Consider the following 14,452-nt stretch of genomic DNA (forward strand, 5'->3'; position numbering starts at 1 on the left):
AGTCGTGCTCACGATGGGGGCCGACGGCAGCTTGCTGACGACTGCGCGCGGGCGAGTTCATCTGCCGGCCCACGATATCGAGGTCGTCGACACGTCGGGATGCGGTGACGCGTATTGCGCCGGCTTCATCCGCGCGCTGAGGATGGGCTGGTCGCCATCGGAGTGCATGAAGCTCGGCAACGCCGCGGCCGCGTTGGTGGCGCAAGGCCTCGGATCGGACGCTGGCATTGTCAATTTGGACGATACTGTCCGCTTCATGCGCAAAACTGCCTTGCGTTCCAGCTAACCGTCTTGCAGATATAGAAAATATGAAAACCCAACTCTCGCGCCGCGCGTTCGTGGTAGGAAGTCTGGCCGCCGGATTCGCACTCGCGGTCATGCCGGTGTCGGCCGACACGATCACAACCGACAGCAACGGACTCGTCGCCGGTGAGGTCAAGATTCCGGTCGAAGGCGGCGAGATTCCCGCTTACCGCGCGATGCCGGCGAGCGGCGGCCCTTTCCCAACCGTGCTGGTGGTGCATGAGATCTTTGGCGTCCACGAACACATCAAGGACATCTGCCGGCGCCTGGCCAAGCTCGGCTACTTCGCAGTCGCGCCGTTGCTCTATTCGCGCGAAGGCGACGTCGCGAGCATCAGTGACGTGCAGCAGATCATCGCCAAGGTCGTCGCGAAAGTACCCGACCAACAGGTTGCATCCGATCTCGACGCGACCGTGGCATGGGCAAAAAGCACGGGTAAGGCTGACACCACGAAACTCGGCATCACCGGTTTTTGCTGGGGCGGCCGTCAGGTCTGGTTGTATGCAGCGCACAACCCATCTCTCAAAGCCGGAGTCGCCTGGTACGGGCCGCTGGAATCGCCGGCGGCGGATCTTCGACCAAAGAATCCGATCGATTTGCCGAATCAGATCAACGTGCCGATTCTAGGTCTCTACGGCGGCAAGGATATGGGCATACCGGTCGCGCAAATTGAGCAGATGCGCGCCGCGCTGAAGGCTGCCGGCAAGCCGTCTGAAATCGTGATCTATCCCGATGCCGGCCACGGCTTCAACGCCGACTACCGCCCCAGCTATAACGCGCAAGCCGCCAAAGACGGATGGAAGCGGATGCAGTCCTGGTTCAAGGAGCACGGCGTCGCCTGAAATATAAAGGCGACTGACTATTGGAAGTAGCTAGTCAGCCTGGATACGGAGGACCGTTCGCGAGTACCTTGCCCAGCGATTTGTCATAGCCATATATGTCGTCGAAGAATCTTACTTCGCCATCTGGATCGACGACTGCCGTACTATAGAGAATGAGTACTGGAATTGGTTTGTTGAGATTCACCTGAACATTGTCGGGGCCGGTCTTCATTGCCGCTTGTATTTTGTCCATCGTCCATTCCGGCCGATCGCGCAGCACCCAGGCAGCCAGATCCGCAGGTTTCTCAACCCGGATACATCCATGACTGAAGTCGCGGCGCGAGCGCGAGAACAGTTCCTGCTCCGGCGTGCTATGCAGATAAACGTTGTATTGATTGGGGAAGATGAACTTCACCAGGCCGAGCGCATTCTTGGGGCCGGGCTTCTGCCGTACGCGGTACGATCCGGATCGAAGTCCGTCGATGACATCGTCTGACGCCGGCGATGAAGGCACGACGTTGCCGCTTTGATCGACTACTTCGAAGCCGTTATCTGACAGGTAGTCGGGATTACGCCGAGTCTTCGGAATCGTCTCGTTACGCAGGATCGAGGTCGGTACCAGCCAGTATGGGCGGAAAATCAGGTACTTCATATTTTCAGCGAACACTGGCGTCTGCGTTCGCATCGCCTTACCGACCACTACTCTCATCTGCAGGTAGGTCGCCGGTTGGCGGCGCATGGTACGCAGCTGGAATTCGGGAATGTTCACGATAATCGGCGGCTCGGGGAAGTCCGGCGGTATCCAGCGATATCGTTCAAGCGTGAGTTGGAGTTGTTGTACCCGGGTTTTGAGCGGCACATTCAATACGCTCACGGTGCCCTTACCCAGGACGCCGTCAGGTTCCAGGCCGTGTCGATGCTGGAAGTGTTTTACCGCGTCGACGATCGCACCCTTGTAGAGCGTTGAGTCGGCTGGCACATCGGCGTTCGCGGGGAGGTCGCCGAGCTGACGCAATCGCGCGACCAGCTGAGACATCGACGCGAGGGTACTCCCGGGACGGACACCCTTTTGCGGGACAGGTATGAGTGGAGCCTCACCCGCTGTCGCCATTTTCGAGTAAGCTAGGAGCGCATCTTCGGCGCGACGATAACCGTCGTAAGGCGGCTCGACTTTCGCGACGACCGCAGGAATGTCCGAGGAAGGCAGCACCTGCGTCCTCAGCAACTCGGCCAGATCGTATCTTCTGGGTCCTACGGTCAGTCCAAACTTGAAATGCTGGGGATTTACTCTTCCAATGTGCAGATCAGAAATGTAGCGCATCGCCGAGACAGTCAGCGCCAGATCGATATGCGCAAGGTCGGTGTCGGACGGCTTCGGCGCCGTAGGTTGTAGCCTGGTCAGGCGCGCGTCCCAGCGCGACGCGTCGTAGTCTTCGGGGTTCAGGCCCTTCGACGCGGCCTGCTGAAATAGCAATATCATCGATACGGCCTGTGGGCCGGCCTTGCCGTTCTGAATCCACGCCAGCGAGTTGCCGCCGGCGGCATAGAATTTTTTTACATAGTCGCGATAGTCGATGAAGTTAGGCCAGCGCAGATCCGGCAGCGTGCCGGCGGCGATAACGGCGTTAAGATCGTCGGGCCCTTGAGGCGCGCCAGCAACAGCTTGCGGCGCGCTGGTGGTCGCCGCGGGAGAGCTCGCGGCGATGATCGGGCTGCTCGCGCCGCAGCAGAGCGATATGATCAATGCCGCCACCGCGGATTTGTGAATCTTCATGCTTGATGTTCCCTCGCGAACACACAGTACATAAGTGGCGCGCGGTTTCGTCGCAAGGGCAGCGGCTTCGTCGAATTGCGACAATGCCGGGGCATCCGTAGTCTTAAGAGAGTCTCTTGCATACGGGTTAGAAATGCCGAGTATCGCGACGTGGATTCGCCAATGCGACGAACATTGGTTTACGCATATTTTCAGCCGTTATCCGCATCTGACGGCGCATAACGCTCGATTGCATCCGGTCGATCTGGGCCAGATGGACGGGTTGATGTTGACCGGCGGCGGCGACATCTCGGCCAGCTTTCTGCGCCAGGAGATCGCGGAGCCGTCGTTGATTGTCGATACCGACCGCGCGCGCGACGAGTGGGAATTCAAGGCATCGCGCGACATGCTCTTTTCGGGAAAGCCTATCCTCGCTATCTGCCGGGGCTTACAAGTGTTGAACGTCGCGCTCGGCGGGACGTTGCATATCGATATTCCCGGCCACGACAACCATGAGAGAGAGAACATACAACCGCTGAGGCACAGCACGAGCGCGATTCATCGATTCGCCGCGGTGAACAGCTCGCATCACCAGGCGCTCGAGCGGCTGGCCGACGGGCTTGAGGTCGAGGCCTGGTCCGCGAGCGATGGAATTGTCGAGCAGGCGCGGCTTCGTTCGCATCCCTACGCTATCGGCGTGCAATATCATCCCGAACGCGATCCGCTTTATCTTCCACTGTTCGCCGACTTCTTCGATCGAGTTCGCAACGGCGCATAAGATGCTTACGGTTCGCGTCGGTTGCAGTATCCATTTTGTATGCGAATCTTCGGCAACCGTTATATTGCTGGTTAATCCGCGATTCGATCCCGACCGTCCGATACGCCACGAAAAGCTCAACTTCGGCCGCGCTGCGAAGTCCGAACCGTTCGAGGACGCCGACGGCAACGTCGCTTATCGAATCATTCTGGAGACTGGACTGAACGAAATTCACCACGACGCGCTGGTAGAGGTATCCGCTGCGTCGGACAAGAGCGAAGAATTCGGAAACGCGCCGTCGATCGCGACACTGGAGCCGGCATTTTTGCGTTACCTTCTGCCAAGCAGATATTGCGATTCAGACAAGCTGTTTGCGTTCGCCGGGGAAAAGTTCGGGCACATATATGATGCAGGCGAACGCGTGCAGGCTATTTCCGACTGGGTTCATAACAACATCGAATATCGCTTCGCCTCGGGGAGACCGGACATTTCAGCCGCGCAAATTATCGAACGCGGCTATGGTGTGTGCCGCGACTTCGCCCATTGCACGATAGCGCTGTGCCGTGCGATCAACATACCGGCGCGATATGTCACAGGTCATCTACCCGACATAGGACATGTGGATCCTGGATCGCCGATGGATTTTCACGCGTACAGCGAAGTGTACCTGGGTGGCCAATGGCATGTCTTTGACGCGCGCTACAACGAACCCAGGATAGGCCGCATCAAGATCGCGCAAGGTCTCGACGCGGTCGAATGCGCCTTTGCGACCGTATATGGACCTGCGCAGATGACTAAGTTCGAGGTATGGGCCTACCAGGTAGATCCCCGCGAAGTCTCGTTAGGTGATCCTATCGACCTGGCGAAGAGACTCGACGGCACTGAAGAAATCAAATCGTAGCCCTACTTACCTGACTAACTCGTCGGAACTGTCCTGATTGGCGAGACTTACTTCCAGCTCGTAGGCCATATGCCGGCCGCCACCTCCGCTGTTATAGACGCCCGATACGGGAGGCAGGTCGTTGTAGTCCCTGCCGACCGCAAGGCGTATATGGCGAATCATGGTCCGAGTCCTATGCGTCGGATCGAAACCGGTCCATCCGATACCGGGCAAAAGCGCCTCGATCCACGCATGACTGGCCAACTCAGGAGGAGGAGAGTTGGCACTCCTTCGAGGATCAGGGGCTAGATAGCCGGAGACGTAGCGGGCAGGAATTCCCGCCAGTCGCAGCAGACCTATGCTTAGGTGCGCGAAATCCTGGCATACTCCGCCGCCCGCGGTGAGTATATCGTCGACAGTGGAGTGTACGTTGGTGGTGCCGCCGTCGTAACCAAATTGATTCCGCACATAGTGTACCATGCGCTCGGTGTACGCGGTGAGGTCTTCGGATAGCTGCGGCCGCACAGACCAGAAAAATCGTCGCAACCGATCGCTGAATGGTACATAGCGGCTCGGATTCAGAAATTCCGAGTATTCCCTCACCCTTGCGGCATCATCCGTTAGATAATCGTGAAATGTGATTCGCGCCGACTGCTGAGTCGGCAGCGCGACTCGATCGACCACCGAAGACGAGCTGATGATGAGTTCAGTGTGAGGCGGCTGGATGTCGATCGAATGCGTGAGGTTGCCGAACGCGTCGCGATACTCGGAGATCTCGGCGGCCGGGGTGACGTCGAGCCTGAATGCGACGCGCTTCTGATCGGGCGCGTCGATTGGAGTGAGCCGCACATCGTTATGAGAATGGGAGGCCGGCTGTTCGTAGATGTATCGAGTGGTGTGTTTGATGCGGAATCGCATGCGCAACGACGATCGAAACTATAGCTGTGCATCGGCACTCGCTCAACGACGAATTTGCCCGGGCGCACCCGGCGCTTTCACGCGGCGGCCTCATCATGCTTTAGATACAAGTTCAGGCGCGGAATTCAACGCGCCGAAGAAGAGACGAGAGAAATATGACTCCGAACAGTCTGCTGATCGCCAACCGCGGTGAGATCGCAATTCGCATCATCCGCGCGGCCGCCGAAATGGGCATCCGCACCGTGGCCGTTTTTCCGGACGACGACTCCAGTTCTCTGCACACCCGAAAGGCCGACGAGGCGCGCCGTCTGAGCGGCGTTGGCGCGGCCGCGTACCTCGACGGAGAACAGATTATTGCGCTGGCAAAAGAAGCGGGCTGTGACGCGATCCATCCCGGCTACGGCTTTCTCAGCGAGAACGCCGGCTTTGCGCGGCGATGCGTCGACGCGGGAATCACATTCGTGGGACCGCGCGCCGAGATGCTCGAGCTCTTCGGCGACAAGGTGCAGGCGCGAGCGCTGGCCGGCCGATGCGGCGTACCGATCCTGCGCGGCACCTCGGGACCGACGACCCTCGACGAAGCTCATGGCTTTTTTGCGGCGCTCGGCGAGACTGCTTCGATGATGATCAAAGCGGTCGCGGGCGGCGGCGGACGCGGGATGCGCGCGGTGTCGCGCGTCGAGGAAATCGACGAGGCTTACAAACGCTGCCAGTCGGAGGCGCGCGCGTCGTTCGGCAACGGCGACGTGTATGTCGAGCAGTTGATGCCGCGCGCGCGTCATATCGAAGTGCAGATCGTCGGCGACGGCTCGGGCAACGTCAGCCATCTGTGGGAGCGCGAATGCAGCATCCAGCGCCGCAATCAGAAGATCGTCGAGATAGCGCCGAGTCCGGGACTCGCGCCGGCGATGCGCGATCGGCTGACTGGCGCTGCGGTGCGGATGGCCAAGGAAGTGCGTTACGACAACCTCGGCACGTTCGAGTTTCTGGTCAATGCAGATACGTCCGCGAGCGACGAGGCAGGTTTCGCTTTCATCGAAGCTAATCCGCGGCTCCAGGTCGAGCACACCGTCACCGAAGAAGTAACGGGCATCGATCTGGTCAAACTGCAAATTCAACTTGCGGCGGGCCGCACGCTCGCGGAACTCGGGATGCAGCAGGCGGACATCCCCAAACCGCGCGGATTCGCAATGCAGGTGCGAATCAATATGGAGTCGATGCGCGCCGATGGCAGCGCGAAACCGGCGGGCGGGACGATCACTGCGTTCGAGGCGCCGTCGGGACCACGCGTGCGGACCGATTCCTTCGCTTATGCGGGGTACACGACGAGTCCGAACTTTGACTCGCTGCTTGCCAAGCTTATTACTCACTCGCATTCGGCGGACTTCGCCGACGTGGTGACGAAGACCTATCGCGCGCTATGCGAATTCAGGATTGAGGGCGTGCCGACCAACATTGGATTCCTGCAGAGCCTGCTGCAGCATTCGGAGTTCATCGCGAATCGGGTGTACACGCGCTTCGTCGAGGACAATATCGCCGCGCTGGTTGGCGGCGCGGAGTCCGGGCATCGGCGGTTGTTCTTCGATCGCCCGACGTCGCCTCCCAGAGCGGTCGTCGAGCAGTCAGGCGGGCGTCGCGCAGGTGCGAAGATCGACGCGAGCGATCCGCTGGCGGTTCTTCATCACGGCAAATCGGAGAGCAACGCGCCATCGCCGATTGCGGCGACCACCACGATTGTGACGCCGCAAGTGCACGACATTACGGCGCCTGAGAACACAGTTGCGATCGAAGCGCCGATGCAGGGCACGATCGTTTCCGTCGATGTCAGCGAAGGCGACCGGGTGCATCGCGGGCAGCAACTGTTCGTGATGGAAGCGATGAAGATGGAGCACGTGATCGCCGCCGACAAGAGTGGAATCGTGCGGCGCATTACGGTTGCCAAGGGAGACGCGATCTTCGAAGGCCATCCGCTGGCCTTCATCGAGAAGGCTGACGTCGAAACGACGCACAGCGCCGAGGCCGGCGAAGTGGATTTGGATCGCGTGCGGCCCGATCTCGCAGAAGTGGTCGATCGGCATGCGCTTGGACTGGATACTGCGCGGCCCGAGGCAGTCGCGCGGCGGCGCAAAACTGGACAGCGCACCACCCGCGAAAATATCGAAGATCTCTGCGACCGGGGTACTTTCGTCGAGTACGGTCCATTGGTGATTGCGGCGCAGCGGCGGCGGCGCACGATCGAAGACCTGGTGAAGAACACGCCGGCCGACGGGATGGTGGCCGGAATCGGGCGCGTCAACGGCAACCTGTTCGAGGAATCCAAAGCGCAGTGCATCCTGATGTCGTACGACTACACGGTGCTCGCCGGCACGCAGGGCCAACAGAACCATCGCAAGAAAGACCGGATGTTCGAGATCGCGCAGAAGTCGCGCCTGCCGGTGGTGTTCTTCACAGAGGGCGGCGGAGGACGCCCCGGCGACACAGATGGGCTGGGCGTCGCGGGACTCGACTGCATGGCGTTCAACTACTGGGGAAAATTGAGCGGGCTGGTCCCGCTGGTGGGTATCAACTCGGGCCGCTGTTTCGCCGGCAACGCGGCATTGCTCGGTTGCTGCGATGTAGTAATCGCGACGAAGGGATCGAATATCGGAATGGGTGGTCCTGCGATGATCGAAGGCGGCGGACTAGGTATATTCCGCCCCGAAGAAGTAGGACCGATGGACGTTCAAGTAGCTAACGGCGTAGTGGACATTCCGGTCGCCGACGAAGGCGAAGCGGTACAAGTAGCTAAGAAGTACCTATCCTACTTTCAGGGAGAGGTTCGCGACTGGGTATGTGCCGATCAGCGGTTGTTGCGTACGATCATCCCGGAGAATCGACTTCGCATTTACGATGTCCGAGCTGTCATCGAGACGCTCGCCGACAGCGGATCGGTGCTCGAAATCCGCCAGCATTTCGGCCCCGGAATGGTCACATCGCTGATCAGGCTCGAGGGACGTCCGGTGGGGCTGATCGCCAACAACCCAGTGCATCTGGCGGGCGCGATCGACAGCAACGGCGCCGACAAAGCCGCGCGATTCATGCAGCTGTGCGACGCGTTCGACATCCCGCTGCTGTTCCTGTGCGACACTCCCGGCATCATGGTTGGCCCCGAAGTCGAGAAGACCGCGCTGGTGCGGCATGCGTCGCGGATGTTCGTGACGGGCGCGAACATCAGCGTCCCGTTTTTCACGATCATACTACGTAAGGGTTATGGATTGGGCGCGCAAGCGATGGCGGGTGGCAGTTTCAAGGCGCCGATTTTCACCGTGGCATGGCCGACTGGAGAGTTCGGCGGCATGGGGCTCGAGGGAGCGGTGAAGCTGGGCTATCGCAACGAGCTTGCCGCGGTCGAGGATCCCGGTAAGCGCAAGGAACTGTTCGACGAGATGGTCGATCGGATGTATCGCCACGGGAAGGCAGTCAACACCGCGTCGCACTTCGAGATCGACGACGTGATCGATCCGCTCGACTCGCGCAAGTGGGTCGTCGCGGGCCTGCGATCGACGCCGACGAAGTCGCCGCGCACCGGCAAGAAGCGTCCGAACGTCGATACCTGGTGAGGGCAGTCCAACTGAATACGAGTGTGCGGCTTGCGCCTTCGCGATCGACATAAGATCATCGGGACATGAGCGCGAACGAAACTGAATCGCAGACGGTTGCGCAAGAAGCCCCTCCGCCGGCGATCGCGCCGGCGTCATCGAAGCCGCCGTCATCGCAATGGATGAACAGGATCGAAGCAGGACTCTTGCGACGCCTGTTGATCGTCGGAGTTCTATCCGTGCTCGTGATGATTGGCCTGTTCCTCACCAACGTGAGTCATCTCCATGCGCGCTACTACTGGAGCGCGATGTTTCCAATCTTCGGGATCGTGAGCCTGTGGCACGAACTCGCCGGGCCGAATAGCAATCCCGGGCCGTTGTGGAAGCGAATACTGCGACAGCTCCTGCACTGGCTCGGACCCATCGTTGCTGTGCAGATAATTTTCCTGCAACTCGCGCGCGGACAAATGGACGCCGACGCCGTTGCGCTCGTCACTTTGGTGATTCTGGCGGTGACCTGCTTCATGGCTGGCGTGCACATGGACCGCAGCTTTTACTGGGTCAGCGCCGCGCTCGCATTTGCGGCCGTAGTTGGAACCGAAGTCGAAGCCTACCTCTGGATGCTCGCGGCGATCGCAATCGTCGCCGTCGCGATAACTGTGTTCGCTGCTGTTGCGCTGCGCCGGCGGGTGGCCGGACCGGCGCCCGCGGGAGGCTAAGGCTCGTCGATGTTCACCAAGATCCGTCGCAATATCGTGGCGGGAATTCTGACGTTCATTCCGATCTGGATCACTGTATGGGTGATCAGTTTCCTGGTCGGGCTGCTCGTTTCCCTCGGCAGTCCGTTGGTCAGGGCGGTCGTGTCCTGGCTGGGAATTCATTCGCCGACGCTGGCCGAGGCATTTTCAGCGCAGTGGTTTCAGGGGACGATCTCGATCGCGATCGTCCTCGCCGGACTGTATGTCCTTGGCGAGATTGCAACCGCCGTCGCAGGACGACGCTTGCTCGCCGCGTTTGACTACGTGATGGCGCGAATTCCGGTAGTACAATCAATCTATGGCGCCGCGCGCCAACTCGTCACCAGCTTTCAGACCAAGCCAGGCGGCTCGCAGCGAGTCGTTTTGATCGAGTTCCCGTCGCCGGAAATGAAAACCGTCGGCCTCGTTACCAGGATCTTCAACGACGCCGATAGCGGCGAAGAGATCGCCGCCGTTTACGTCCCGACCACGCCCAACCCTACCTCCGGCTATATGGAACTGGTCCCAACCAGCCGCCTTATCATGCTCGACTGGACAATCAACGAAGCGATGACTTTCATCATGTCGGGTGGGGCGGCCGCGCCACCGAAACTGAACTACTCGAAGAGCGCTCGCGTGTCAGGGGGCGAAGACCGGACGAAACCGACTGCTGCGAAACCGAGTAGTTTGTAAGTAATACATTCTCACTTCGGAACGACGAGCAGGTATACGCAGACCTCGCGGGAAATAAATCCCGGTATGAGAGTTGCTCCTCTTTCATGGGTTGGGTTTGCCAATAAATTCCCCTCATGCGGGCAAGAGGTGAAGACTCATGAAACGAATATCGAGTCTTTTGATCGCAGCCGTGGTTCCAGTCGCTTTCGCGGCTCCATCGATCGCACAGGACGGAAGGACGCTAGGCACCGTCGTCAATGGAAACACCACGATCGAGTTCAAGGCCGCCGATTCGAGCGACCTCGACGTGCAAAAGCTTCAGACCTGGAGCACCTTCGCGAGCGAGCACCCGGACGTCGCGCGCGAACTCGCCTACAAGCCATCGCTGATAAATAGCGACGGCTACACGCAGAAGCATCCGGAACTGGCGCAATTTTTCTCAGTGCATCCGGATATTCGCGAAGCCATGGCGGAAGATCCTGGCAATTACGTTGCGATTCCGCCGCGTCCCGGCGAATAGCTGCGGCTGCTGGGCGGCCCACTATCGGCCAAACAGAGCATTTGTGTTCCTGACAGCACGCTCGGATTTTTTGCATTTCAGATAAGACGCACTATGCTGAAAAGATGAATCGTATATCGACTCTGTTGATAGCAATCGCGCTTCCCGTCGCTTTCGCTGCTCCTTCGATCGCGCAAGAAGGAAAGACGCTGGGCACCGTCGAAAATGGCAATACCACGACTGTGTTCAAGGCGGCCGATAGTCGGGATATCGACACGCACAAGCTCAAGACCTGGAACGAGTTCGCGAGCCAGCATCCGAACGTCGCGAGCGAGCTTGCGCACAATCCCGCGCTGATCAATGACGACGCCTATGCGAAGAAGCATCCGCAACTCGGTGCGTTCTTCTCGGCGCATCCGGAAATTCGCGAGTCGATGGCCGCGAATCCAGGGAACTACGTCGCGATTCCGCCGCGTCCCGGCGAATAACGCATTCGCCCTGCAGGTTTAATCCGGCGAATGTGAGCCTAAGGCTTTCAGCCTCGGGCTCGCCGTCATTCGGCGACGATCGATTCGTTATTCGCCGTTTCTGTCGCGTACTGCGCGGCGGGCGAAGCCTTTGGAGCGGCGCTTCTTGACCTTGGTTGCTTCCGTCTGGCGCGTCTCAGCGAAATCGATCATTGCCTGCTGGCAGGCCGGCGCGGCGTCAGCGGTTGCGGTCCTGACGTAAGTCCCGTCGGACATCATCTCCCACTGGCATCGATTGGGCCGTAGCTGGATGTCGAGCACGACGCGCAATTCCTTGCGCAATTGAGGATCTTCGACCGGCGCAACGACCTCGACTCGGCTCTCAAGATTGCGCTTCATGCAGTCGGCCGAGCCGATGAGAAAATCCTCGGCACCGCCGTTGCGAAAATAGTAAACGCGCCCGTGCTCGAGGAATCTGCCGACGATGCTCACGACACGCACGTTTTCCGACAGCCCCTGGATTCCGGGACGCAGCCGGCACGTGTCGCGGACGATCAAATCGACCTTCACCCCCGCCTGTGACGCGCGATATAGCGCGCGCGTGATGTCCACGTCCTCGAGCGCGTTCATCTTGAACTGGATCAGTCCCGGCGATGCGGCCGAGTTGATTTTGACTTCGCGCTCGATTCGCGCCAGCAGCGCGCGCTTCAGCACGGTCGGCGCGGGCAGTATCTTGCGGTAGGGACGATTCGGCATATAGCCAGTCGTCAGGTAGTTGAACAGCTCAGTCAGGTCTTCGCCGATCGTACCGTCGCAAGTCAGCAGTCCGTAGTCGGCATAAAATCTCGCGGTCACCGGATGGTAGTTGCCGGTGCCGATATGCGCGTAACGCCGCAGCCCGTTGTAGTCCTGGCGAATGACGAGGATCACCTTGCTATGAGTTTTCAGGCCGACCACGCCATAGGTCACGTGGATTCCGAACTCTTCGAGCTTGGTCGCAAACTGGATGTTCGCCGCTTCGTCGAAGCGCGCCTTCAGCTCGACCACCACAGCGACCTGCTTGCCGTTGCGCGCCGCGTCGCAGAGGTAGCCGATGATCTTCGAGTCCGGCGAGGTTCGATACAGGGTCATCTTGATCGCGCGGACCTTCGTGTCCTCGGCAGCTTCGCGCAGGAACCGCTCGACCGAAGTCGAGAACGATTCGTACGGATGCAGCAGCAGGAACGAACCAGCGTCGCGAATGACGTGGAAGATGCTGCGGCCGACGGTCAGGCGCGGATGATCGACGGGATGATGCGGCGGATCGTGCAGCGCCGGCACGTCGATCGCCGCAAGCTCGGCCAGATCGCGCATCGAGAGCATGCCATCGACTTCGAACACGTCGGAGCGTTCGTCCAAGCCAAGCTCTGCCGCCAGCATTCCGCGATGAACCGGGTTCATTCCGGTCAGCACTTCGAGGCGAACGATTGGCGCGAACCGGCGGTCGCGCAGCTCTGATTCGATCAGCGCCAGCAAATCGTCGGCTTCGTCCTCGTCGCGCTCGGTGTTGGCGTTGCGTGTCACGCGGAAAAGCTCGTACGAGTCGATCAGCATCGAGGGAAACAGCAGGTCGAGGTTGTTCGCGACGACGTCCTCGAGCCGCACAAAATCGTTTTGTTTGCCGACCCGCAGAAAGCGCGGAATTCCAAAGCCGATCGGCACCTTCACCCGCGCCATCAGCGGGTCCGAGTCGTTCTGGTAGCGCGCCGTAACCAGCAAATTGAGTGACAGGTTTGACACGAACGGGAACGGATGGGCCGGGTCCATCGCCTGCGGCGTCACCAGCGGGAAAATATTCTTGTAGTAGTACTCGCGAACCGACTTGCACTCATCGTCGGTCAGGCTGGCGTACAGCCGCACGCGGATGCCGTGGTTCTCGAGCTCGCGCAGGATATGCGGACCAACTTCGCGCTGACGCTGCTCGAGCTCGCGCACCACCGTATAACATTCCGTGATCTGTTGCTGTGGAGTGCGGCCGTCAACTGTCAGCTCGTGCATCCCGGCGACAACCTGCTGCTTCAGACCGCCGATGCGCTTCATGAAGAACTCGTCGAGGTTGGACGCGGTAATCGTCAGGAACTTGAGCCGCTCGAGCAGCGGATTGCGTTCGTCCTCCGCCTCGTGCAGAACGCGTCGATTGAATGCTAGCCACGTTAGCTCGCGATTGAGGAACAGGTCGGGCGAGTTAAGGTCCTTGTCGATGTGGGGCGGCGGCGCCTTCTCGACCGCGGTGACCGAGCCATCAATGACCACCGAGGTCGCTATTGAATCGGCCGCCACTCCATTCTGAAGCGCCGGCGCGTCCGCGACCGTCGTCGCAGTGATTGTTTCTTGACTATCCGATTGATTGGCCATCTGCTCGTCCAATTCCATCCAGCCCCTCCTCCCGACCCATGCATTCTAGCCACCCGCGTGCCCGATTGCCTATCCTGCCGCGATATCGGCCAATACTTGAGTATTTCCGCGATGTTATTAGGTTGCGATTTGTTATCCGCAGGCCGATTGTGCGATTCTCCTGAGCGCATCCATGCCCCGGTGGCACTATGAATGACTACTTGTATGAGGTCGCAAAGCGACTCATCGCGTTCGACACGGTCAGCGCAAAAAGCGATCGCGATGCGATCGAATACATCGCAGCGGAGCTTGCACCGCGAGGATTCAAAACTGCAATTCAACCGGTCGAGCTGTTCGGCGTCGCGCAGGCCAACCTGGTCGCATGGATTGGGCCGCCGCGCGCTGACGGCTTGATAATTTCCGGCCACGTCGATGTCGTCCCGTTCGACGGCCAACCCGGATGGGAGCGTGAACCGCTCAAAATGGAGCTCGAGGGCGAAAGAATCTACGGCCGCGGCACCACCGACATGAAAGGATTCATCGCGCAATGCCTCGACGCGTCGCGCACGCTCGATTCGGCGCGGCTGAGGCGTCCGCTGGTATTCGTTTTCACCGCGAGCGAGGAAGTCGGATGCCTAGGCGCTCACAGCGTCGCGCCTGCCCTCAAACAAATCCTCGGCGAAACGCCAGT

The 14,452-nt window shown here is 59.8% G+C and carries 13 protein-coding genes; 10 read left to right on the plus strand and 3 right to left on the minus strand.

Annotated elements, in window-relative coordinates; all coding sequences use genetic code 11:
• A partial coding sequence (locus tag VIW95_RS13740; RefSeq protein ID WP_331587459.1) for a carbohydrate kinase family protein occupies positions 1 to 286 on the plus strand: 286 nt, incomplete at its 5' end.
• A 22-nt stretch (positions 287 to 308) separates the two neighbouring features.
• The gene (locus VIW95_RS13745) at positions 309 to 1,145 is read left to right on the plus strand and encodes a dienelactone hydrolase family protein (RefSeq protein WP_331587461.1); all 837 of its coding nucleotides are present in this window, start codon (positions 309 to 311) and stop codon (positions 1,143 to 1,145) included.
• 34 nt (positions 1,146 to 1,179) lie between these two features.
• Here the strand turns inward: VIW95_RS13745 and VIW95_RS13750 are convergent, their stop codons facing one another.
• Complete coding sequence (locus VIW95_RS13750; protein WP_331587463.1) at positions 1,180 to 2,898, minus strand: L,D-transpeptidase family protein; 1,719 nt, start codon at positions 2,896 to 2,898, stop codon at positions 1,180 to 1,182.
• Positions 2,899 to 3,031: 133 nt separating this feature from the next.
• On the opposite strand from VIW95_RS13750, the gene VIW95_RS13755 reads away from it, so the two are divergent.
• Positions 3,032 to 3,655 (plus strand): gamma-glutamyl-gamma-aminobutyrate hydrolase family protein, encoded by a 624-nt coding sequence (locus tag VIW95_RS13755; protein WP_331587465.1) that lies wholly within the window; start codon positions 3,032 to 3,034, stop codon positions 3,653 to 3,655.
• Position 3,656: 1 nt separating this feature from the next.
• Positions 3,657 to 4,535 carry a transglutaminase family protein gene (locus tag VIW95_RS13760; RefSeq protein WP_331587467.1) on the plus strand — a complete coding sequence of 293 codons (879 nt, stop codon included), beginning with the start codon at positions 3,657 to 3,659 and terminating at the stop codon, positions 4,533 to 4,535.
• Positions 4,536 to 4,541: 6 nt separating this feature from the next.
• Here VIW95_RS13760 and VIW95_RS13765 read toward each other — a convergent pair whose 3' ends face one another.
• Positions 4,542 to 5,432: a transglutaminase family protein gene (locus VIW95_RS13765; RefSeq protein ID WP_331587469.1), complete on the minus strand. Its 891-nt coding sequence runs from the start codon at positions 5,430 to 5,432 to the stop codon at positions 4,542 to 4,544.
• A 155-nt stretch (positions 5,433 to 5,587) separates the two neighbouring features.
• Here VIW95_RS13765 and VIW95_RS13770 point away from each other — a divergent pair, with 155 nt between their 5' ends.
• From VIW95_RS13770 to VIW95_RS13790, 5 genes are all read left to right on the plus strand, one after another.
• The gene (locus VIW95_RS13770) at positions 5,588 to 9,031 is read left to right on the plus strand and encodes a carboxyl transferase domain-containing protein (protein WP_331587470.1); all 3,444 of its coding nucleotides are present in this window, start codon (positions 5,588 to 5,590) and stop codon (positions 9,029 to 9,031) included.
• A 65-nt stretch (positions 9,032 to 9,096) separates the two neighbouring features.
• The gene (locus VIW95_RS13775; RefSeq protein WP_331587472.1) at positions 9,097 to 9,729 is read left to right on the plus strand and encodes a hypothetical protein; all 633 of its coding nucleotides are present in this window, start codon (positions 9,097 to 9,099) and stop codon (positions 9,727 to 9,729) included.
• Between the two features lie 9 nt (positions 9,730 to 9,738).
• Positions 9,739 to 10,440 carry a DUF502 domain-containing protein gene (locus VIW95_RS13780; RefSeq protein WP_331587474.1) on the plus strand — a complete coding sequence of 234 codons (702 nt, stop codon included), beginning with the start codon at positions 9,739 to 9,741 and terminating at the stop codon, positions 10,438 to 10,440.
• Between the two features lie 139 nt (positions 10,441 to 10,579).
• Entirely contained in the window at positions 10,580 to 10,942 is a 363-nt protein-coding gene (locus VIW95_RS13785) for a hypothetical protein (RefSeq protein WP_331587476.1), read from the plus strand.
• Between the two features lie 104 nt (positions 10,943 to 11,046).
• On the plus strand, positions 11,047 to 11,409 hold the full coding sequence (locus VIW95_RS13790; protein WP_331587478.1) for a hypothetical protein: 363 nt from the start codon (positions 11,047 to 11,049) through the stop codon (positions 11,407 to 11,409).
• Positions 11,410 to 11,496: 87 nt separating this feature from the next.
• On the opposite strand, the gene ppk1 is transcribed toward VIW95_RS13790, so the two are convergent.
• Positions 11,497 to 13,800 (minus strand): polyphosphate kinase 1, encoded by a 2,304-nt coding sequence (gene ppk1, locus VIW95_RS13795; RefSeq protein WP_331587480.1) that lies wholly within the window; start codon positions 13,798 to 13,800, stop codon positions 11,497 to 11,499.
• Between the two features lie 170 nt (positions 13,801 to 13,970).
• Between ppk1 and VIW95_RS13800 the strand changes: the two genes are divergently transcribed.
• Positions 13,971 to 14,452, plus strand: a 482-nt coding sequence (locus tag VIW95_RS13800; protein WP_331587481.1) for a M20/M25/M40 family metallo-hydrolase, incomplete at its 3' end; no start/stop codon positions are given.

Origin of the sequence: Binatus sp. (SeqCode) (assembly GCF_036522015.1) — a bacterium.
GTDB lineage: Bacteria > Desulfobacterota > Binatia > Binatales > Binataceae > Binatus.